15 protein-coding genes are annotated in these 22,040 nt (G+C 31.7%); 8 read left to right on the top strand and 7 right to left on the bottom strand.

Annotated features, from left to right (window positions below; genetic code table 11):
* The first annotated feature begins 79 nt into the window (after window positions 1–79).
* From SCB73_RS19645 to SCB73_RS19625, 5 genes are all read left to right on the top strand, one after another.
* Complete coding sequence (locus tag SCB73_RS19645; RefSeq protein WP_320567878.1) at window positions 80–2,509, top strand: hypothetical protein; 2,430 nt, start codon at window positions 80–82, stop codon at window positions 2,507–2,509.
* Between the two features lie 99 nt (window positions 2,510–2,608).
* On the top strand, window positions 2,609–4,015 hold the full coding sequence (locus SCB73_RS19640; protein ID WP_320567877.1) for a thioredoxin-like domain-containing protein: 1,407 nt from the start codon (window positions 2,609–2,611) through the stop codon (window positions 4,013–4,015).
* Window positions 4,016–4,390: 375 nt separating this feature from the next.
* Window positions 4,391–5,695 (top strand): gliding motility-associated C-terminal domain-containing protein, encoded by a 1,305-nt coding sequence (locus tag SCB73_RS19635; RefSeq protein WP_320567876.1) that lies wholly within the window; start codon window positions 4,391–4,393, stop codon window positions 5,693–5,695.
* Window positions 5,696–5,714: 19 nt separating this feature from the next.
* Window positions 5,715–6,632, top strand: a complete 918-nt coding sequence (locus tag SCB73_RS19630) for a PorP/SprF family type IX secretion system membrane protein (RefSeq protein ID WP_320567875.1) — start codon at window positions 5,715–5,717, stop codon at window positions 6,630–6,632.
* Window positions 6,633–6,687: 55 nt separating this feature from the next.
* Complete coding sequence (locus tag SCB73_RS19625) at window positions 6,688–8,640, top strand: OmpA family protein (RefSeq protein ID WP_320567874.1); 1,953 nt, start codon at window positions 6,688–6,690, stop codon at window positions 8,638–8,640.
* Between the two features lie 264 nt (window positions 8,641–8,904).
* Here SCB73_RS19625 and SCB73_RS19620 read toward each other — a convergent pair whose 3' ends face one another.
* The 4 genes from SCB73_RS19620 to SCB73_RS19605 all read right to left on the bottom strand — a co-directional run bounded on the left by SCB73_RS19620 (window position 8,905) and on the right by SCB73_RS19605 (window position 13,560).
* Entirely contained in the window at window positions 8,905–9,897 is a 993-nt protein-coding gene (locus tag SCB73_RS19620) for an AraC family transcriptional regulator (RefSeq protein WP_320567873.1), read from the bottom strand.
* A 36-nt stretch (window positions 9,898–9,933) separates the two neighbouring features.
* A complete protein-coding gene (locus tag SCB73_RS19615; RefSeq protein WP_320567872.1) occupies window positions 9,934–10,932 on the bottom strand; it encodes a helix-turn-helix domain-containing protein in 999 nt (332 codons plus the stop codon).
* Window positions 10,933–11,315: 383 nt separating this feature from the next.
* On the bottom strand, window positions 11,316–12,635 hold the full coding sequence (locus SCB73_RS19610) for a sigma-54-dependent transcriptional regulator (RefSeq protein ID WP_320567871.1): 1,320 nt from the start codon (window positions 12,633–12,635) through the stop codon (window positions 11,316–11,318).
* Between the two features lie 4 nt (window positions 12,636–12,639).
* Complete coding sequence (locus SCB73_RS19605) at window positions 12,640–13,560, bottom strand: sensor histidine kinase (RefSeq protein ID WP_320567870.1); 921 nt, start codon at window positions 13,558–13,560, stop codon at window positions 12,640–12,642.
* Window positions 13,561–14,104: 544 nt separating this feature from the next.
* Here SCB73_RS19605 and SCB73_RS19600 point away from each other — a divergent pair.
* The 3 genes from SCB73_RS19600 to SCB73_RS19590 all read left to right on the top strand — a co-directional run bounded on the left by SCB73_RS19600 (window position 14,105) and on the right by SCB73_RS19590 (window position 16,033).
* Entirely contained in the window at window positions 14,105–14,650 is a 546-nt protein-coding gene (locus tag SCB73_RS19600) for a YcxB family protein (protein WP_320567869.1), read from the top strand.
* A gap of 530 nt (window positions 14,651–15,180) precedes the next feature.
* Entirely contained in the window at window positions 15,181–15,432 is a 252-nt protein-coding gene (locus tag SCB73_RS19595; protein ID WP_320567868.1) for a hypothetical protein, read from the top strand.
* Between the two features lie 151 nt (window positions 15,433–15,583).
* Window positions 15,584–16,033 carry a hypothetical protein gene (locus tag SCB73_RS19590; protein ID WP_320567867.1) on the top strand — a complete coding sequence of 150 codons (450 nt, stop codon included), beginning with the start codon at window positions 15,584–15,586 and terminating at the stop codon, window positions 16,031–16,033.
* 113 nt (window positions 16,034–16,146) lie between these two features.
* Here the strand turns inward: SCB73_RS19590 and SCB73_RS19585 are convergent, their stop codons facing one another.
* Genes SCB73_RS19585 through SCB73_RS19575 form a run of 3 tightly spaced genes read right to left on the bottom strand, consistent with a single transcriptional unit; the run spans window position 16,147 to window position 22,026 of the window.
* Window positions 16,147–17,952, bottom strand: coding sequence for a prolyl oligopeptidase family serine peptidase (locus SCB73_RS19585; RefSeq protein WP_320567866.1), 1,806 nt, complete (start codon window positions 17,950–17,952; stop codon window positions 16,147–16,149).
* On the bottom strand, window positions 17,936–20,902 hold the full coding sequence (locus SCB73_RS19580) for a glycoside hydrolase family 2 protein (RefSeq protein WP_320567865.1): 2,967 nt from the start codon (window positions 20,900–20,902) through the stop codon (window positions 17,936–17,938). Before SCB73_RS19580 ends, SCB73_RS19585 begins: the two co-directional genes overlap by 17 nt.
* The gene (locus SCB73_RS19575) at window positions 20,902–22,026 is read right to left on the bottom strand and encodes a glycoside hydrolase family 88/105 protein (protein WP_320567864.1); all 1,125 of its coding nucleotides are present in this window, start codon (window positions 22,024–22,026) and stop codon (window positions 20,902–20,904) included. The genes SCB73_RS19580 and SCB73_RS19575 overlap by 1 nt, the downstream gene beginning before the upstream one ends.
* Window positions 22,027–22,040: the final 14 nt, after the last annotated feature.

Here is a 22,040-nt window from a genome sequence, read left to right as displayed (position 1 = left end):
ATTCTAAATTATGAGCCGGTCATTTTATGGCCGGCAAGTAATAGCATTATATGATAAAATAACAATAAAAAACATAAAAATGAAGAAAATAATATTTACTTTAATAACTGTTTTTACCTTAATGCAGTCTTTTGCGCAAGGAGGTAAAACAGTAGTAGTAGGAGGTAATCAAACAGGAGATAGTAATGCCACTTTTGAAATATTTTCACAAAATGGCACCAAAGGTTTTATGCCACCTAGATTTACAGAAAATCAAATGAAAACCTTACAACCAACTTTGGGTGCTGCAAATAAAGGATTAACAGTTTTTAATACTGATGAAAGCTGTTTACAGACTTGGAAGGGAACAGAATGGTCAGAATGTGATGCGATTTCTTTAGCAAAATTTACTTATGATTGCTCTGCTAGCGGTGTAAAAGGAAGCTATTATGAAGGTGTGCCGGTAGGTATTAATAATTATATTGAAATTACTGCAACAGTGGTTAAAGCTGGAACTTATACGTTTTATACAGAAACTGTAAATGGAGTACGATTTTCATATACTGGTATCGTAGCAACAGTTCCTACAGGACCTATAAAAATTCAAATTCCAGCAATTGGTACACCTACAAGTGTAAATGCTGCAGTTGGGTACAGAGTTTATGATCAGTCTGGTAAAGAGATTTGTAATGTTTCAAATTTCACAATACCAGTAACCGAGAATAACGCAGATTTTACAATTTCTTGTGATGAAACACAGCCAGTTGGAACATTTACAGAGGGGCAGCCAGTTAATCCTGTTACTAACGGCGTGAGTTTACAATTAGATGTAGCTGACTCGGGTTATTATTCGTTGCATACTAATGTTGTAGGAGCTAATGGTGCTGATACAGGAATGTGGTTTGAAGGAACTGGTTACGTATCTACGGCATCAGCAGCACGTATCATTTTATCAGCTAAAGGAACTCCACAATGGGGAACAGATGGAAAACTTACCTTTACCCTATACGATAAAAATAATGTAGCAGTGGGATGTAATTTTACAATCACGTTGCAAAGTACAAAAGCAGGTTATACTTTAGATTGTTCTTCTTCAGGTGCAGTTGTAAATGGTGTTTTTGTTGAGACAAAAGGTGCATCATCTGCTAATTATTTGGCGCTTACACTTAATGTTACAAAAACAGGACCATGGAAAATGACTACAGATGTAGTAAAAGGCGTATATTTTAGTGGAGTTGGATCTTTTGACACAACTGGGTCAACTACTGTTAATTTGTATGGCAACGGTCAAGCTGAAGCTGGAAGTGCAGGGTTGTATAATTTTAAAATATTAGATGCAGCAAATAAAAATGCAGAATTATGTACTCCTGCATCAAAAATTGATATTCAGCCAAATCAAGCGACTATGGTTTGTAATTCTCCATATCCTATAGTTATTAGTACAATGAAGGTCAATACTACGATTTCTGGAGGTGCTGCAACAATCTCTATGCCAGTAGATTTTTCTTCAACAGGACCATATAATATTAGTGCAACTTCAGCAGGTGTTACAATTAAAGCTCAGGGAACTGTAACACAAATAGCAACGCCAACTACTATTACATTTACAGCATTTGGAAAGCCAACTCAAGCAAACAATGATGAAGGTATTGCTTTTACTTTAACTGATGCTTCAGGAGAGACTTGTGTTAGATACATTACAATTGTGGCTACTAAAGGAAGTACTAAAACATATCCAGCCAATAGCTGTAAAGATGCAATGGCGGATAATGGAGGAGCAGGTGTAGCTCCAAATGGAGAATATTGGATTAAACCTGTTGCAACAGAGCCAGTCATGAAAACACTGTGTGATATGAGCAACGGTCAGACATTAGTGTGGTCTTATTCTGAACAAACTGCTAAAAATGTTTATAATATGACAACAGCATCAACTAATTCTAATACTTATAGCTTAGCTAGTGATATGCCAGTTAATAATACTAATTTTGATAATGGAATCAAATACGATAACTTTAGAATGTCTTTATTGGCAATGCGATCTATTCTTGTTGCTAATGGTTCAATCTCTAGTTTAACTAGTGCTAGCACAACGGCTAATAATAAATGGAGATTTAGAGTTGTTTCCACTTTAGCAAATGCTTCAAAAATTGATGATGCAAATGCCCAGAATAACTATATTGAATTTAATCCAAATAGTGGTTATGGGTTTACCGCTACTACTACAAACGGATGGCATAATTTTACAGGAAAATTAAAAGGAGTGTCGATTAGTAGTACATCAGGTGTTACTAAATATAATGGAGTTAATACGGGTAATAATAGTGGATTTGTTGGAACTCCTCAACGCCAAATGCTTTGGGGTTCAATAATGCCTGTAAATGTTAACTCAGCAAACTATTTTGGTGGTTTTAATACTAACGCCGAAGTTAGCGGTCACTTTATGGATTGCAACAATGGTCAAGTAACATGCAGTGGTGCAAACTTAGTGCCAAGTTCTGCAAATAAAGTGATACAAGTATTTGTATTTTAGTGTTTTATATTGTGATAAATGTGAAAAATAAATTATAATTAATTAAATTTACTGTCCTTGAGTTTTCTTGAGGACAGTTTTTTTTTAAGCTATCTAAATATGAAAAAACTTTACAAAAGTGTTTTACTAATTTTATCTTGTTTGTTGGTACAAAATATAGTAGCGCAACGTAGTATAACATTTCAAACTGCAGGGCTTAATGTAGGAGATACCTGTTTGTTATATTTCTATAAAAATGGTATGCCTGTACTTTTAGATAAAGCCATTGTTGATAAACCTGAAATTATTATTCTCAAAGACACCATGAACGTTGTCGAAGGGCTATATATGGTTATGTTGCCTAAGGTAATTTCACCAAATCCTATTTCAGTTTTATATTCAAAAAAAGAAAAAAAGAATATTGATGTACAGTATTTTGAAAATAATGAAAATGTTATTTTTAAAGATAGCGAACAAAATAATGCATACGCAGCATATATAAAGCAAGCAGAAAAATTTTATAGTAATCAGCATCAATTAGAAGAAGATTTTTTGAATGAAAATGACAGTATTGAACGAAAAAAAATAAGAAACAAAGCAATTTCGGAACAACAACTTTTATACGATTATGGAAAACGTATTGCCAGTGCTTTTGAAGGAACAATTGTAGAAAAATTAATTGACTGTACGAATACATTGCCAATTCCAGATATGGCCTGGAGTGGCGAACATCTTTTATATGATATTGATGATGTAAAATATCAGAAATCAGTTGATTTCATTAAGTTGCACTATTGGGAAGGAGTTGATTTTAAAAGTAATGTATTAACAAATACTCCTTATTTAGGAGGCAAGACGACCAATTATATCAGTTCTTTCAATTTAAAAGATAAAAAAAATATCCTTTTAGCTATTGAGGACCTATTGCAGAAGGCATCAGTCAATCCAGATATGTATAGAGTAATAGAAGAAGCTCTCCTGAACTTATATTTAATTAAAAGTAGCCCTTTTTTTAATGAAGAGATTGGTGTTTATATTCTTAAAAATGAACAAAAGACATCTTTTACACCCGATTGGCGAAAAGAGCTGATAAATGCAAAAATTTCATTTATAGAAAAGAATAAACAAGGCAGTATTGCAGCAGAGCTTCCTTTACAAGATCCTAAAGGAATTAAAAAATCAATTCTTAAAAGTAAAGCTAAATATACAATATTGTATTTTTTTAATCCTGAATGTTCCCATTGTATGGAAGTTACTCCAATTTTAAAAGAGTGGCTGGAAAAGAAAGCACCAAAAGAATTGCAATTATTTGCAATTTACATTGAGAACGATGAAAAAGTATGGCACGAATTCGTAAGCAAAAATACATTTCAGAATAATTGGCTCAATGTATGGGGCAATAAGGAATTCGTACAAATTCGTACAGAATATTGGATAGATAATATTCCTTCAATCTATCTTCTAGATGAAAGTAAAAAAGTGATTTTAAAGGATGTTAATTACAAACAATTAATTGATTATTTCTAAACCAATTAATTCTAAAATAAATATCAAAACACTTTTTTAAAACATTAAATTTAGGGCAATAAAATGCTGAAAAGTGTTATTCTGCTATCACTAAAAATCATTCTTATTTATGATAACGAAAAACTGTACTTATAGAAAAGTACGGTTTTTTTGTATTAAATTAATTACAAGGTTACTAAAATTGATTTAGTTATATTGATTTTTTCTTACAAATTAAACTGTTGTTTTCAAAATAAAGAGTTCCAACAAAAAACACTTCATAATTTATCTTATTCTGATATATCAATAACTTTTAAGGGATATCAGACTTTTATTACTGCTTTAGTTTTGTCTCTCAATTAACGTGCAATTTGTATAAAATTAAAATAGTTATTTATGAAAAATAATTACTTACATAAAATAGAAAAACAACCATTTTCTATTTTGTTAAATAGTAAGCATCAAAGTGGCATGATTGGTCTAATGTTAGGCCTTTTTACTTGTCATAACGTGCAGGCACAGCTTGTTAATGAGACTGATGTCAAGTTGAATAATGATGCAGTCATGGCCGTTCATATGGATTACGAAAATGCTCCATTAGGGAATTTTATAAATGATGGGCAGTTGTATATCTTTCAAAATTGGAAAAATGATGGTATTGTTACTTACTCAGATAGTAAAAATGGAACCACTTTTTTTATTGGCTCAGAAGATCAGTTTATAGAAGCAAACCAGCTTTCTAATTTTAAAAACATCATTTTTAAGAATGTTTCTTCTTTAGTTCCTTTTCATTTAGGAGGAAAAATTGCTATTGGAGGTAATTCTGCATTTGATAAAGGAGTAATCCAAGCTGGTGATTATGGTGGTTTGGTAATTTTCAAAGATAAGGGGACTCATACACTTACAAGTGATTTAAGTTTTGTAGATGGTCAGGTTCAAAAAATAGGTGGTGGTTCATTCGAATTTCCAATTGGAGCAGGGAAGTACTTTAGACCTGCTTACCAAGATGCAGGTAACAATGCTGGTGATATTTATACGACTCAATATTTTAATAAAAATTCAAATGCTATTTATTCTCATGAAAAAAGAGATGAAAAGCTTGAAATTATGGATCAGAGTGAATATTGGGAAGTGAAACAGGATAAAGGCGCTGATAAAATTGTGTTGAGTTTAACACTGGATAATCGAACAACACCCGCAGAATTTTTTAATTCACAAGAAGAGTATGAGGTAGTTATAGCTCGTTGGGATCCAACCGCAGACAAGTGGGTGAATGAAGGAGGGGAAGTAAGTGATCCTTTGGCGGGTAAACCTTATGAAAAATTATTGACTTCAGTAGTAAGTGGTTATGGAATTTTTACCGCAGCCTTGGTCAAAAAAGCACCACCTATACCGGAAGAAGTTGTGGTATATAATGCAATCTCTCCAAATGATGATGGTTTAAATGATAGTTTCTTGATCGAAGGTATTAGTAATTTTCCAGATAACCATATTGAAATCTATAATAGATGGGGTGTTAGAGTGTATGATGCAGACTCTTATAATGAAAGCGACAAAATGTTTAGAGGATATTCAGATGGACGCTCTACGGTTAAAAGAGGAGATAAACTTCCAACAGGAACTTACTTTTATATACTAAAATATAATACCGGAAAACGAACAATAGAGAGAAAAGGTTATTTGTATATCAATAACCAATAATTAAAAGGTACTAGAACAAATGAAAAAGATTTCATATTTACTAATATTGCTGTTTATCGGAATTTTAGAAGCGTCGGCACAGCAACAGTCACAGTATACACAGTATATGTATAATACGATGACAATAAATCCGGGATATACAGGTACACGAGGCGTACCAAGTGTTTTTGGATTATACAGAACGCAATGGATAGGACTTGATGGTGCTCCTAGAACTGCAAATTTTTCTATAGAATCTCCTATTGCACGAAATGGACAAGGGTTGGGACTATCTGTAATAAATGATCAGATTGGACCTTCTTCAGAAACAACTTTGTCTGTAAATTATTCTTACCCTATTCAACTTTCAGCTGACGTATTCTTGTCTTTGGGAGTTAGCGCGTCTGGAAATTTTATGCAGGTGGACTATAATAAGGTTACTAGAAAAGACGAGAATGATCAGTATCTTACTGGTATTCTGACTAAGAATTCCCCAAATGTAGGAGCTGGAATTTATTTCCACTCTCAAAAATGGTACGCTGGTGTATCTGTACCAATGATTTTGGAAACAAAATTCTATGATGACGTAAAAGTTTCTGTTGCATCTCAAAAAATGCATTTCTATGCAATGGCGGGCTATGTGTTTGATCTTAATGATAATTTAAAGTTTAAGCCGGCTGTTATGGCAAAAATGATTGAGGGAGCTCCTTTGGCAGTTGATTTGTCTGCAAACTTTTTGTTTAATGAAAAATTTACTTTAGGTGCTGCTTACAGATGGGATGCAGCCGTAAGTGCAATGGCAGGTTTTCAGGTATCACCAGGCTTAAATATTGGGTATGCTTATGATTATGACACGCAGAAAATTGGAAATTATAATTCAGGTTCTCATGAAATTTTCCTTCGTTTTGACTTGTTTTCTTCAAGCAAATACAGACTGGTTACCCCAAGATTCTTTTAATAACCATAAACTAGGATGAAAAATGATATCTAAAACGATAAGAAAAGCAATAGTTGTGCTTTGTATTTGCTTGGTGCAGATAGGAGGTATTAACGCGCAAGATAGAAAAGTTGCAAAAGCTGATGAAGTCTACAAAAAGTATGCTTTTGTGGAAGCTGCTAAACTTTACCAAAATCTTGTAGATAAAGGTAACTCTTCATTGGAAGTGGCATATAAATTAGGAAATTGTTACTATTTTAATGGTTTGTATTCAGAAGCTTCTGAGGCATATGCTAAAGTTTTTAATTCTGGGCAACAGATAGAACCTGAGTTTTATTTTAGATATGCTCAGGCTTTGAATAACAGTAATAGGTATGACGAAGCGTATGCTGTAATAAAAAAATACTATGCAATAACAGGTAAAAAAGATTTAAGCGAGAATTGGAAAGAATCTAAATTGTTAGCAGATATTAAAAAACAGTCAGGACGTTATGAATTTAAACCTGTTGATATAAATTCACCTTCTTCAGATTTTGGTAGTTCATTTCTTGGAAAAGATAAAGTTGTTTATGCTTCTGCTAAAGATACTGGAATTGTAATTAAGCGCAAACATAGTTGGAATGAGAAGTCATTTTTGAAAATGTACGTAGCTGATATTACGGTTGATGGCGGATTACAGAATCCAGTCCTTATAAAAGGTGATATTAATACAAAATACCATCAAAGTTCTCCGGCAATTACGAAAAATGGAAAGTTTATGTATTTTACTAGAACTAATTTTATAAATGGTAAACTAGGAACTGATAAAGCTGGAACCACTTTTCTAAAAATTTATGTTGCAGAGAATGTCAAAGGGGAATGGAAAAATATCAAAGAGCTTGGATTTCCTGTAAATGGTGATGGATTTTCATCGGCCCATCCAGCATTGAATGCAGATGAAACTGAACTTTATTTTGTTTCCGATAGAGGTAATAGATTTGGAGATTCTGATATATATGTAGTTAGCCTTAATAAGGGAGGTTTTGTTGGCAATGATGTTAAAAAACTTGGTGACGAGATTAATACATTGGGAAGAGAAACTTATCCTTTTGTCGATGGTGGTGGAATTTTGTATTTTTCATCAGATGGGCATCCAGGACTTGGTGGATTAGATGTTTTTGCAGCTGTTAAAGATGAAAATGGAGTGTATCATGTAGTAAATGCAGGTGATGGTGTTAATACGAATGCTGATGATTTTGCGTATGGAATTCAGAACGACAGTAAAAAAGGATATTTTTCTTCAAACAGAAGCGGTAACGATGATATCTATGGTTTTACAGAAACTCGACCTGTAGCTTTTGATTTAGATATCAGACCAATCGTATATGGAGTTATAAAAGACTCTGAAGGAAAACCAGTTGAAGGAGTATCTGTAGAGGTATACAATGCAACAGGTGAAAAAACGGGAACTTTTTTAAGTGATGCAGATGGAAAATACAATGCGTCTATTGATTCTTTTCAAGAATATAAGTTAATGTATAAAAAACCTGGTTTAATTGAAAAGACAGAGGAAATTACTCCTATGAAACCATTAGAAAAGCGTGAGCTAAATGTGGAGTTAATCAACGAAAGACAAATTGTAATAGATGGTGTAACTAAAGATGTTGAAGGCAACCTTACAGATTTATTAGATTTAAAACCGATCTATTTTGATTATAATGGGTATAAAATTAGAGAATCATCAAAAGCAGAATTGAATAAAGTTGTGGAAGTGATGAGAGCTCGTCCAAATCTGCTAATAAAAGTGAATTCACATACTGATAGTCGTGGAAAAGACGATTACAATATGACTTTGTCTAAAAATAGAGCTAAAGCAACTGTTGATTATATTGTAAATGCTGGAATTCCTGCTGACAGGTTGACTGGTGAAGGTTTTGGTGAAACAATGTTGATTAATAGATGTTCAAACGGAGTTAAATGTTCAGAACAAGAGCATGAGTTAAACAGACGTTCGGAGTTTATGGTTTCATGGAAAGATGATATCAAATAAGATGCTGGCTTAAAAATAGGAAGCATTGATCTTAATAGTGACTAAATTATTTAGTAATGCTTTCGAACCTGATTTTAAAATGAATTGTTAAGTTAAATCCCAATTGTGACTTGTTTACAATTGGGATTTTTATTTATTTAAAAATGGTTATCGGCGTAATTTATATCGATAATAAAAAAAAGTCTAAGTAATTGCAGATATTATTACAAGAGAGAAATTAATTAAGGAAGTAAAAGAGATTTTAAATGAATAAAAAAACATTTTTCAACGCTTTTTTTTGACAAAGTCTTTTATAGGTTTACATTTGAACAATTCAAAATATTTGGTTGAAAAATAGCTTAATTTGCTGTAATTGAGTTCGTACATGACCTCAGTCATATTATTATATTCTCCACTTCTGAGAAGTTTTCTGGCAAGATTCATTTTTTCTTGAATAAAGAAAGCATTTGGTGTTGTGGAGAGACTTTTTTTAAAAGCTGTTTTATATTTTGATTCTGACATTCCTGCCATTGCAGCTAAGAAAATTAATGAAGGAAATGGTCCGTATAAGTTAGAAAGTAGATAAGCACGAGTTTTAAGGATTGCTTCATTTTCAGAATTAGTCAAGGCATATTTATCGTCTCCAAGTTCATATAGCTTACCGAAGAAGTTGCCTAGTAGCTTCAAAGAAATGCCTTTTAAATAGGAATCAAAAGATAAGTCATATATACTCTTTGTTTTTAACGATTTAAGCAATAACGTACTATTGCTGTCGATATGGCCGTAGTGGTAAAAAGATTCATCTGTTTTTGTATTGGCTTCCCCTTTGTATTTTATATGAGGATACATAGATATAAAATCATGTAAGAGCTTTTTGTGGACCAAGATACGTAAGGCAAATGTTCTCTCTTTGAGAGCAGGTTTAAAGGAACTCTCAATTTGGTTGTCAATAATACCAAGGTCTAATTTGTGATAAGAGCCTATTTCATAATCTACATTATTAATTTTGATAAAATTTACATGTTCACTTAGATCATAATGAAAAATAAATATTTCATTATCAGAACTTACTCTGCATAATTTTATAGGATTTTCAAGTAATAGATCAATAAAACAGACAGAAATGGCTGGAGTAATTTGAGTGAAATAAGAATGACCTGTGCCAATATTTTTTGGGAAGAGTATTATATTATCGTTTAATATATTTGATCCCGTTTGTATGGCAAACTGTTGTTGCCACTCTGGGGTTAAACTATAGTAATGATATATTTTTTTCATATCACAAATACTTTTAGATTATTTAGCAAAAACAGTTTATAATTCTTTCAAATAAATTTTTGGCGACATACCAAAATGGTCTTTAAATTTTGACGCAAAATAAGAGTTATTGGTAAAATGCAGTTGATCTGAAACCTGCGAAATTGACAATTGTTTTGTTTCAATAAGATCTTTAGCTAATAGTAATTTATTTTCCAGAAAAAATGTATTTGGCGTTTCTCCAGTGATTTTATGAAATAGGTTTTTGAATTTAGATTCAGACATATTTGCTTTTTCAGCTAGTGTTTTAATGTGTGGAAAGGGATTTTCAATATTTTCAATCAAAAACATTTGTGAGGCAATTATTGACGCTAAATCTTGCTGATTTACGGTTTGCATAATGATACGTTTTTGAACAATTTTTTTTAGATAATTTGAAATAAGCAAATGCACAGTTCCAATAAGGTATAAATCAAATATTGGTCCGCCAACCTTTAATTTTCGTAAATCGTCTAACAAATGAAAACTTTCATTGCTCATTCGATCAAAGCGTATAAAAGTATTTTTTGAAGAATCAACTAATTGATTAATATTTGGAATTGTGATGCCGTGCTCTAAAATATAAGATTTTAAAAGATCTCTTTTAATAAAAATCACCAATGCAAAAGTCTTGCTTCCTTTTTTTACATTATAATCTGAGTTTAAGCTAGAATCAATTACTGATAAATTATATTGCCATTTGCCTACATTATACATGAAATTATGAGTAGAGACTAAAGCTTCTCCATCTGTGAGGTTGTAGTAAAAACCCACAAAGTTTTGGTTTAAGTTTTTTTGAATTAAACGTAGGTTACGTTTATACTCTACATCTATATAATAAGCAACAATGCCCTCTTGGCATTTAAGAAAATAACGAGTGCCAGTTTGTATGTCTTCAGGAACTTTGATAAAATTTCCATCGACTTTTCCTCCAAATTGCTTGGCTAAGTTTTCTACCCAGCTTAAATCTGCACCGTAAAAATGTTCAATTGTTTTCAAAAGTAGATTTTTTTTCATTCTAAAGTTAATGTATTTTTTTGTTAAAACATTGATAATTAGATTTATTTGTTGCTTTTTACGCTACTTATTAGCTTAATTTAATGGTGAATTACCAGTGTTTTTTGTGTTTATATATCCTTCTTTTTTAAGCTTTTAAAACTTATTTTATCATTTATTTGACTTTTGGTAGGCAAAGAATATACCTAAATGTATATATATTTGTATTAATATTTGATTGTCAATTGGTTGTATTTTTTTAATGCGATCAAATTCTTTTTGTTAGGTAGGAATTTATCCCTAATGAGGAATAAATTCCTCATTTTTTACGAGTGATTCTTTTGTTGTTTTCTAGAGAATAAAAAGTGAGCTTGAAAATCTTTTTTAAATACGGATTTTAATAACTATTCACTAATTTTTTGATTGAGTGTTTTTCTATCAATTTTTAAAATTTTAGCGGCTTTTGATTTATTATTTTCAACAGAATTTAATACTTTTAAAATATGTTCTTTCTCAAACTCTTTTAGTGGTTTTAATAAATCGGTTTGTAATGGAATGTGATATTTAAGATGATCTGGAACGTGTTGAAGTGTAATTATTCCGTCGCACATAATAATCATTCGTTGTATTACGTTTTCAAGCTCTCTAATATTGCCAGGCCAATGGTAACGCAATAACAAACTATAAACTTTATCATCTACCATGATATCTGGTTTATTGAATTCGATGCTATATTTATTTATAAAACTTTTGGCAAGCAATATTATGTCTTCGGGTTTTTCGCGTAGAGGCGTTGTTTTAATATTTACAACATTGATACGATAATATAAATCTTCTCGAAACGTACCTTTTAAGATTGCATCTTGTAGGTTATTATTAGTAGCGCAAATAATTCTAACATTTATTTTTTCACTACTGGTAGCGCCTATACGCATAATTTCTTTTTCTTGTATGACTCTTAATAGTCTAGTTTGAAAAGTCATTGATGCATTTCCAATTTCGTCCAGAAAAATAGTTCCTCCAGAAGCCGCTTGAAATAAACCGATTTTTGATTCAGTGGCACCGGTAAATGAACCTTTAATATATCCAAATAATTCCGATTCTAATAGATTTTCTGGAAGCCCGCCACAGTTTATCGCAATAAATGGCATTTTAGCCATTGCTCCTTCATAGTGAATTGCTTTTGCTACAAGTTCTTTTCCTGTACCGCTTTCACCTTCTATCAAAACATTTACATTATTATTTTGAACACGCGTTATAATATCTATTAGATTTTTAAATTGTGCCGATTGGCCAATTATTCCTGCATAGTTTTTTTGTTCTGTCGGCACAGATTTATTAGCTTTTGTGGCGCTTTTTTTTAAAGAATTTTGAATAACATTAGAAAGTTCTTCAGCTGTAAAAGGTTTTATAAGATAATCTAGTGCACCAGATTTTAGCGAATTAACAGCATTATCAATAGATGGCATTCCGGTTATTACTAATTTAGAGACATCAGGAAAATGCTCTTCACTATATTTTAATAATTCGATACCATTTACCTCTGGCATATTTAAATCGGTAATTAAGAGATCGATGCTATGGTTTTTTAACACATCGATTGCTTCATTAACAGATGAAGCTTTATATGTATGATAATGCAACGTTTTTATAGTGCGTTGCGTGAGATTTAGCATCTCATAATTATCATCTACAATAAGTATGTTTTCTTTCTTTAAGCTCATTTTGTTATTGATTAATAGGTAAACTGATTATAAAAATTGAACCACTTGGATAATTATTTATAACAGTTATTTCTCCGTTATGATTTTTTATAATTCCATGTACAACACTTAATCCAAGACCAGCACCGTTTTTTATTTTTTTTGTTGTGAAAAAAGGCTCAAATATTTGTTGCTTTATTTCTTCAGGTATTCCGTGACCTTGATCTTCAATTTTTATAATAATATTTTTCTCATCATTTTCGATGATTGTTTTTATGGTGCTTTTTTGGGGAGATGCCTGAATAGCATTTTTTAATATATTGAAAACCAACTGTGTTAATTGTACAGAATCAATTATCGCAGTTGAAATTTTGTTGTTAAAATGCACTTCGCTTTTTATTTCTTTTTTGTGAAAATTTTGTTTTAAAATGGAGAGGGCAAAAGTGATAATGGGATTAATGTCTTGTAATTTTGGTTGATAAGGCATTTCACATGAAAAGAACATCAGCTTTTTTACAATTTCACGGGTATAGATTACTGTATCTATAATTGTTGTTATATCTGAATCAATTTCAGAATTAGTGTTTGTAATTTTGATCAATTCAGCATAACCCAAAATATTGGCTAAAGGATTATTAAGCTCATGAGCAATTCCGGCAATCGTTTCGCTTAGAATTGCCAATCGGTCCATATGCTCGAGTGTTCTTCTTAAAGAAGCTTTTCGTTCCAGAATCTGAAATTTTTCTATATAATGACTAATTTCAAGCGCTACCATATCAAGCAGCTTTTGTTCATCTAATAGAAAATCACTTGGATTAAAATTTTCAGATGGATAATGTACTCTGATATAACCAGGTTCTGTATAAGGTAGATTAATGACGGAATTTTGGAAAAGACTCTGGCTTGGTAGCGGAGCAGTCGTAAAATAATAATTTCCTGCACGCAATTCAACGATGGCATCATTATTAAACTGCCAAGCTTTTTTTGTGTATTGGATTATCTTTTTTAGAACTTTTTCTTCAAAGAAATGTGACTTAGAAATTGTTTTCGAAATTTCATATAAACATGTCAGTTCTTTGATTCTTTCTTTAAGTTTTTTTTCGACCGTTTGGGATTTCATTTTATAGGAAATTATCTGCAAAATTATTTTTATGGTCGCCAAAAGTAATTAAAAATAGATGAATAATATTTAAAATTTTGTTATAGTTAAGTATTTGATTATTAAATAATTGTGTTTGAAATTTGTTGTCTTATTATGTTGTTTTTTTGACTTATTGAGGCTTTTTTTTGTTTTTTAATTGATATAAAATTTCTTGGTTTTTAATTAAAAATAGGATTATTAATTAGCCATAATTTTTAGTCTTTTTAAAAAGTCTTATAGTGATATTTTCATGGCTTAAAATGGATATGCATTTTTAATCATCAAAGTAATTTTGTCTCCTTTGAAAACAAAAATTAACCACATTCCTTGATGTTAAATTTCTAGTACTATGAATGATTCTAAATTGTCTTTTGAATTTGCATTAAATATTGGAGAAATACACAAACTCAATAAAATGTATTTTAAAAATTTATGGGAAACAAGGGTTCGCTTCTTTTTAAGTATGCTTTTAATTGTAGCTGTTTTTTTTAGTTTTTTTAATTTGAATAAAAGTTCTGATTACATAGTTTGGATCATTAGAAATCTAGCTTTGATAATCATTTTTTTATTGTTTCAATACTTATTAGTAAAAACTGCAAGCAATTTAATTTTTCAATTAATCAAAAGGCTTTTAAAGTTTGAAAATTTTATAGCGCAATACAAACTCAATTTTACAAATTCATTAATATATGTTCATTCGCCACTCGGGGAGATTACCCATAAATGGAGCCAAATTGATAAAGTAATTCTAACTAAAGATTTTTTTCTTTTATATATAAAAGAAAAAAACGGATATATAATTTCAATTTCTAATAAGTGCAATGAAAATAGAAATATAGAGGAATTAATAGCTTTTGTAGAAAGAAAAGTAACCCACATTACAAAAGTATATTGAAATATATTTTCAGGTTTAAATAGGAAAATTATTTCTCTAGTTGTTTTTTAAAACCTTTCAAGTTGTTCAAAATCATTTTGTTATTTGTTTCAAATTGATACTCTTCAATAAATTATACTTTTTTTTTTGACGACTAAGTGCTTTTAATGTCAAACAACATTAAACAATACCTTACCTCTAATCATACAAGTTTTATAATAAAAATGAGCGACAATTTTTTCAGTACAAAAAGTTATCATATTTATAAGAAAAATAGAAGCTCCTGCATTTTTAAACAATTTCGAATATATAATGATAAACATGAATGTATTGGTTTTACGATTTGCAAAAACTCAATATTTCTTAGAATTACTGGTCTTAATATTTTTCCGTTTTTATTTGAAATTAGAAATGCCAATGGTGTTTTAGAAGCATCTTTATGCCGTGGTTGCCTTTTTTTTAATCCGCTAATCATTATAAAAAACTCGAAAGGGGAAAAAATCGGATTTATAAAACAGAAGTTTACTTTTTTTGATCAAAATCTTAAAATCATGAATACTTCAAATGAAGTAATTGCCGAAATACGAGGTTATAAAAAAGATTGGCATTTTGTTATTAATGATACGATGGAAAATAAAATTGGGATAATCAATAAAAAAGGTAGAAAGAAAAGAAAAGTTTTGTTTAGATCACACCATGATTACAATATAATTATGGATGAAATCTGCACCAATATTCATAATAAAATGGTGATTGTGTCTAGTGCTATGGCAATTCACGCAATGCAAATTAATACATTGTAGTAAGAGATAAGTACGATATAAAAGTCTTATAATGTCTATTTTATGTCTTATTGTGCAAATTCAGTTCATTTTCTCTAATTACTTTTGTATTGTTAAGTGGTTGAAAAATAAAGATATATAAGAATTGTCGAAAAATAATATCAGTAGGATTATGGAAAAGGAAAAAGTGTTAGTACGTGATAATAAGGGCATTTTTTTAAAAATGTTTAAAAGGAGATTTAAAGATGAATTTGATTTTTCGGAAGAATTATTTTTGATTGAAAATAAAAATGAATCTAAAAAATTCGATCGTTCAATATTTGTCGTATATGATAAAACAGAATTGCTGGATTATTTTAAATTCGACAAAGAAGGAGCCAACGTTTTGGTTTGTTTATTCAACAAACAGCTTTTAAGTAGTTTATCTTTTCTAGAGGAAATTAAAAATCTGATTGTATTGGATGATACCAAAACAAGGCCAGAAATAATAAAAGAGCTAAAATTGTATTTTGAAAATAATTTAAAATTTAGCAGTCGCAATAAACAAGAATTATTTTCAAATACTTCTATTTTTCAAACCCAATTTCAAGATTATTACAAAGCATTGTTTTTTTTAATGTAATAAAAAAGGCAATAAATATTTAGGTTAAAATAAAAATTGTATTAATTCATTTGTGGAAAGCAGGATATAGGTTGCTCAATATCCTGCTTTTTTATTTCCTTACTGCTTAATATTTATTCTTTTTTTAAAGTATTAATTACATCAGCAGTGACTTTTATTACTGTACCATGACGAGTTCCTGTTGGGAAACTAACTTGCTCAGAAATATCTTCCCAACCTTTAGAAGTTTGTTTTACAGCACCATATTTTTTTTGAGTGTATTTGTCAAAATAAACCACCCAATTGCCGTTTATTTTTGTCGCTGTAGGACCTTCTGCCCAATAATTTCCGGTTATGGCATCGCTTGCTTTGCTGTAAGGACCTATAAGATTTTTGCTCCATGCAATTTTAATGTTTTTTTGAACGGGATTACGAGTTTCATCTTTTAAATACATCACATATTGCTGTTCTTCTTTTACAATCGAAGCGTCTATCACATTGAATCCAGGTTCATATAATAATTTTGTTATGGCAAACTTTTTAAAATCTTTTGTTGTAGTGTAATAAATACGATGATTATATCCTTTTTCTTCATCTGATTTTGTTTCCAGAAACTTGTCTTCAATTGTAGAAGCCCAATAAATCATATAGGTTTTTGATTTTTCGTCATAGGTAATTTCAGGTGCCCAAGTATTTCTGGCCTTTTCTTCGTGTGCCATTACTGGAATAAATTCTTGTTTTGACCAATGAATCAAATCTTTTGAAGAGGCATATCCAATTCCCTTATCTGTCCAGCTCACTGTCCAAACCATATGATATAATCCATCTCCACCTTTGATAACACAAGGATCACGCATTAATTTGTCTTTTCCAACTTCGGGAGTTAAAAATGATGTGTCTTTTTTTAAAGCGATCCATTTATAACCATCTTCGCTGTAAGCTAAATGAAGCCCGTCTTCGCCATTTCCTTTGAAATAAGTGAACACATATCCATCTGGTTTTAAAGTATAATTATTTGCTATAAGCCATTTTTCGCAATCTTTTGGCCAGTTTGCATTTGTTCCTTTTACACCTAATCCAAAACCGTGGCCGCCGTTTTCGTATAAATGCATTTCTGCTAAAACTTTTTCTTTTTTCAAAGCTAAATAATAATTGATGCTATTTTCCACAGGAACGGCTTTGTCATCTGTGGCATGAATTAAGAATGTTTTTGGAGTTTCCGCAGTTATTTGTTTTTCATTTGAATATTTGTCAACTAATTCAGCTGTTGTATTTTTTCCCAATAAATTATCTTTTGAACCTTGATGCGTAATTCCTTCCTGCATCGAGATTACAGGATAAATCAAAATTGAAAAATTTGGCTTAGCGCTTGTTGTGTCAGAAGGGGTGTAAACTTTGTCATTGTAATGCGTCGATAGCGTTGATGCCAAATGTCCTCCAGCCGAAAAACCCATTATCCCAATTTTATTGGAATTCAATTTCCATTTTACAGCGTTTCTTCTAACAAGTCTAACAGCTTCCTGCGCATCTTGAAGAGGTGCAACGGTTTTATTTTTCATGATTAGATCACTCGGTAATCTGTATTTCAAGACAAAAGCATTTATTCCTAAACTATTCAACCATTCAGCAACTTTGTAGCCTTCTTTATTAATTGCCAGCATTCCATAACCGCCTCCGGGACAAATGATAACTGATGTTCCGTTTGATTTTTCTGGATCTGCTAAATAAACAGTTAATGTTGGAAAAGTTACTTTTCGAACTCCTTCAGAAAGTTCATTTTTGTGATCTACTTCTTCAAAATATTCTTTAGATACTATTTCGTCTGGAACTTTATCCCACAACGGAATTTCTTTTTTCTGCGAAAGCGCCGGAATTGTTAGCGATAAAGAAACAAAAAGTAATGTCGCTTTGAGACGATTTAAATTATTTGATTTTTTCATAAAATTCTATTTCAACAATACGTAATTGACCGGTTGCATCGACCGATGTTTTATCTTTATATAAATCTAATTCTTTTGTTGGATCTACTTCAATAATTTTTGAAAATCCATCTTTTTCTGTATTGGCACTAATCAATTCAATTGTAATTTTTTCTGCCAAAATAGGCTCAAGCGGAATAGTGATATAACCTAAACTTTGTGTTGTATTTCCTTTAAAAACTTCTTTTCCGTCAGCTAAAATTCTGATTGGATAAATTTTAGTTCGCCAGCCAGTAAATTTTATAACAGCTTCATTAACAATTGATGGTTTTGAAAGTGTGTAAGCTATCGATCCTGTAGCAATGTTTCCATCATTTCTCCATTCGGTTAATTCGTTGTCGTCGTAACTTTTGTAAGTTTCATTATTGTTTGAAGGCGAAACAGCATTTAAGATATTTACTGGAATTCGTTTCTGTGTATATGAAGGCGATTTTGGAGTTGATCCGCGTTCTAAATTGGAAGGCAGATTTTTTCCAGGCAATTCTTTTGAAAGACCATTTTCAGTAGTTACAGCTGTAGTTTCAAAAGATAATTCGGCAGGTTTTAATCCTTTAGATTGAGCTGAAATTGTTATTTTTCCGACTTTCGCCAAAGATTGAATCATAACTCTATTAACACCATTTTCAACCGGAATCTCTTTTGAAAGAATATAATTCTTAGGACCTTGAGCAATTCCACCCAACCAAGTTGCAGGACCATTTAAAGCAAACGAAATAATATTATTGCTCACTGGGCAACGATTTCCATCTTTATCGATTACTTCAACTTCAATTAAAGCTGTATCAGCACCATCAGCATGTAGTCCTTTTGGCTGTGTGATTAATTTTAACTTGATTTGAGATGGTTCTCCCGCAGTTGTTTTTTCGTCTTGACTTAAAACAGTTCCGTTTTCATTGTAACCAATTGCTTTTATTGTACCAGATTTCCATGTAATATTCTCAAAAGTGAATAAAAATTCACTACTTCGTTTTCCAAAACCTTGCGAAATTCCGTTGACAAAAAGTTCGACTTTTGAAGTTGTAGAAACGACATAAATATTCTTGACAACATTATTGGCATAATTCCAATGTCCCATAATATGTGTGCGGTGTTTTTCAACATCAACCCAGCCGTCCCACATTACTTGATGTGCCCAATAACCGTCTTTCGGAATTCGCATTGCATCGACTTCGCCACTTGTTCTATAATTTGATTCACCTCGATGATGTGTATTCGAATCGGAAAAAATAATATTTACACCACCAGAATTTACTCGTTTTCCTGTTCCGGGTCTTTCCCTGTAATAATCGTACCAACGGACTACATTTTCAATTGCATGTCGATCTTGGTTATGATTATAATCTGAAGCTGGATTTCCGCGATACAAAGGACCGTCGCCTTCTTTATGAAATGGAGGTGAAAACTCATCCCAATATTTTCGCATTCCTTCATCTCTTGAATATTCGGTTGCCCATAATGGTTTTCGGGCACTTTTGTTTATGTAGAGCATTTCGCCACCATATTCGGCTTCTTGACTTTCCAGCATTTCACGGGAACCAATTGCGCGTCCGCCAAAAGGATCGTAAGTATCTCTCAGGCTTTTCATTTCGTGCATGTGCGCTTCGCTGATTGATTCGTTGCCGCTTTCATAAAAAATAATACTCGGATTGTTTCTGTTGTAAATAATAGCATCACGCATCAGGTTTACACGTTGTTTCCAAGTATCGCCTTGCGCATCTTTTTCGGCGTCACCGGCTGGCATGGCTTGTAATAAACCAACTCGATCGCAAGATTCAATATCTTGTTTCCAAGGCGTGACATGCATCCAACGAACCAAATTTCCATTGCCTTCAACAATTAATCTATTGCTGAAATCACTAAGCCAGGCTGGAACTGACATTCCGATCGCTGGCCATTCATTGCTGGTTCTTTGTGCATAACCTTTTACTTGCAAAACTCTGTCATTCAGCCAAAATTGCCCTTCGGCGAAAGCTGTTTTTCTAAAACCAGTTTTGGTTGAAACGTCGTCAATAATTTTTCCATCAACTTTTAGAATGGTTTTTACAGTATATAAGTAACCGTATCCCCAACTCCAAAAATGAAGATTTTTTAGTAGAGAATTTGCTTTTAAGTTTTTAGTTTCATTCGGAGCAATTGTTGTTTTCTCGCCAGAAAAAGAAGCAATTTTTTTGCCATCCAAATCTTCTACAATTACATCATATTCAACTGTTTTTGTAGAATCAAATTCATTTCGAATTTCGGTTTCAGCATTAATTACAGCGCTTTCTTCTTGAATATTAATTTTAGAAGGATAAATGTAAACTCCTGTTGTTTTTAGATTGGAATAGAGTGGAAGTGTCTGATATAATTTGCTGGTTATATGAAGAAAAACATTTTTTGGGATACCTCCATAATTTGCATTAAAATTAATGTTATTCCATTGATACGGAGCGCCAGTTAACTGTTCTTTGTATTTCCAGTCGTTGTCAATTCGTAGTGCGATAATATTTTCCTGTGGAAAAGGTTTAATTAAATTTGAAATATCAAAACCAAAAGCCATTACGCCGTTTTCATGTATTCCAACTTTTTGACCGTTGACATAAATTATTCCAGCTTGTCGGATTCCTTCAAATTCTAGGAAGATTTTTTGGTCTTTAATTCCTTTCGGAAGTTTAAACTTTTTTCGATACCAGACAATTCCGGTTGTAAGGTGTTCAATATCTTTTTCAAATGCTTCTTCTTGATTGTAAGCGTGCGGAAGTGTGACTTTTTTCCACGAATTATCATTAAAACCAAGAGACTCTGCATTTTTAGAGTCTCCTGTTTTTAGTTTCCAGTCTGAATTGAAGTTGTATTTTTCTCTCTTAAATTCCTGAGAAAATATCGTGGTTTTAAATAGAATTAAAACAAGAAATAAGAGCGTTTTTTTCATTATTTCATTTTATAGATTTCTGAACCTGCTAATAAAAAGCAACCTAAACCATAATCTTCAAAATCAGGAAATTTATCGTATGAAAGTGGTTGGCCATCTTTTGGTTCTTTTCCTGTTGATTGTAAAAAGCCTAATGCACCATTAGTATGCAAACTTTCTTTGATGATTGCATCCCAAGCTTTTTGAACAACTGGCAAATAGGTTTCTTTTTTCAAAATACCGCTGTTGATTCCGTATGCTATTCCATAAATAAATAAAGCTGTTCCAGAAGTTTCTTTTTCACCAAAATTCGTTGGATCATGCAAACTCACATTCCAGAATCCGTCAGCTCTCTGTATTGGAACTAAAGCTGCAGCCATAGCTTTTAAATCTTTTACGTATTGCTCTCTGTGTGGTGCGTTTTCCGGAATAATCGTAAGTACTTTTGCTAAAGCTCCAATAACCCAACCATTTCCACGGCTCCAGTAGCAATTTTTTCCATTTGGTTCTTTGTAAGGCGGATCGAAATCAGCATCACGCCACCACAAACCTTCTTTTGCGTTGAAAAGTCCGTTATCGCCGTGTTTATTTCTTGAGTACATGTACATTTCATACATTTTTTCGAAATAGCGATTGTCTTTTTCCAAAACTCCCATTTTTGCAAAAACAGGCATTCCCATTTGAATAGCATCAATCCAAGACCAATCGTCTAATTGAGGCGTATTCAAAAGCATATTGATATTTGCTTTTGTGTTTTTTAGTTTTTTTGCATCGGGCTCTAAATTGTATAAATCAATATAAGTTTGAGCAGCGCAGTAATTATCGGCATTGCGCGTGGTATTGCCTCCGTTGAATCCCCATTTGTGAAATTCCGACCATGAATAGGCATAATCATAATAAGCCTCTTTTGGAAAAATTTCGTGTAATGCCATTAATCCTTCATAATAAACACCTCTTGTCCAAATGTTGCTCGGACGTTCTTTATTTGTGATAATTGTTTTTCCTGTTTCTGGCCATTTTTGCATGAAATAATCATTGGCCAAAATCATTTGTTTCAAGACTAATTTTTTATCAAATGGCTGTTGCGCGCTTATTGTACAGGTGTACAAAAAGCATATTGAGAAGAATAGAGATAATTTTTTCATTTTTTGTATTCTTA

The sequence above is a fragment of the Flavobacterium sp. KACC 22761 genome, assembly GCF_034058155.1.
Taxonomy (GTDB): Bacteria; Bacteroidota; Bacteroidia; order Flavobacteriales; family Flavobacteriaceae; genus Flavobacterium.
Note: the sequence above shows the minus strand (reverse complement) of the source record. Positions and strands in the feature narration are given on the sequence as shown.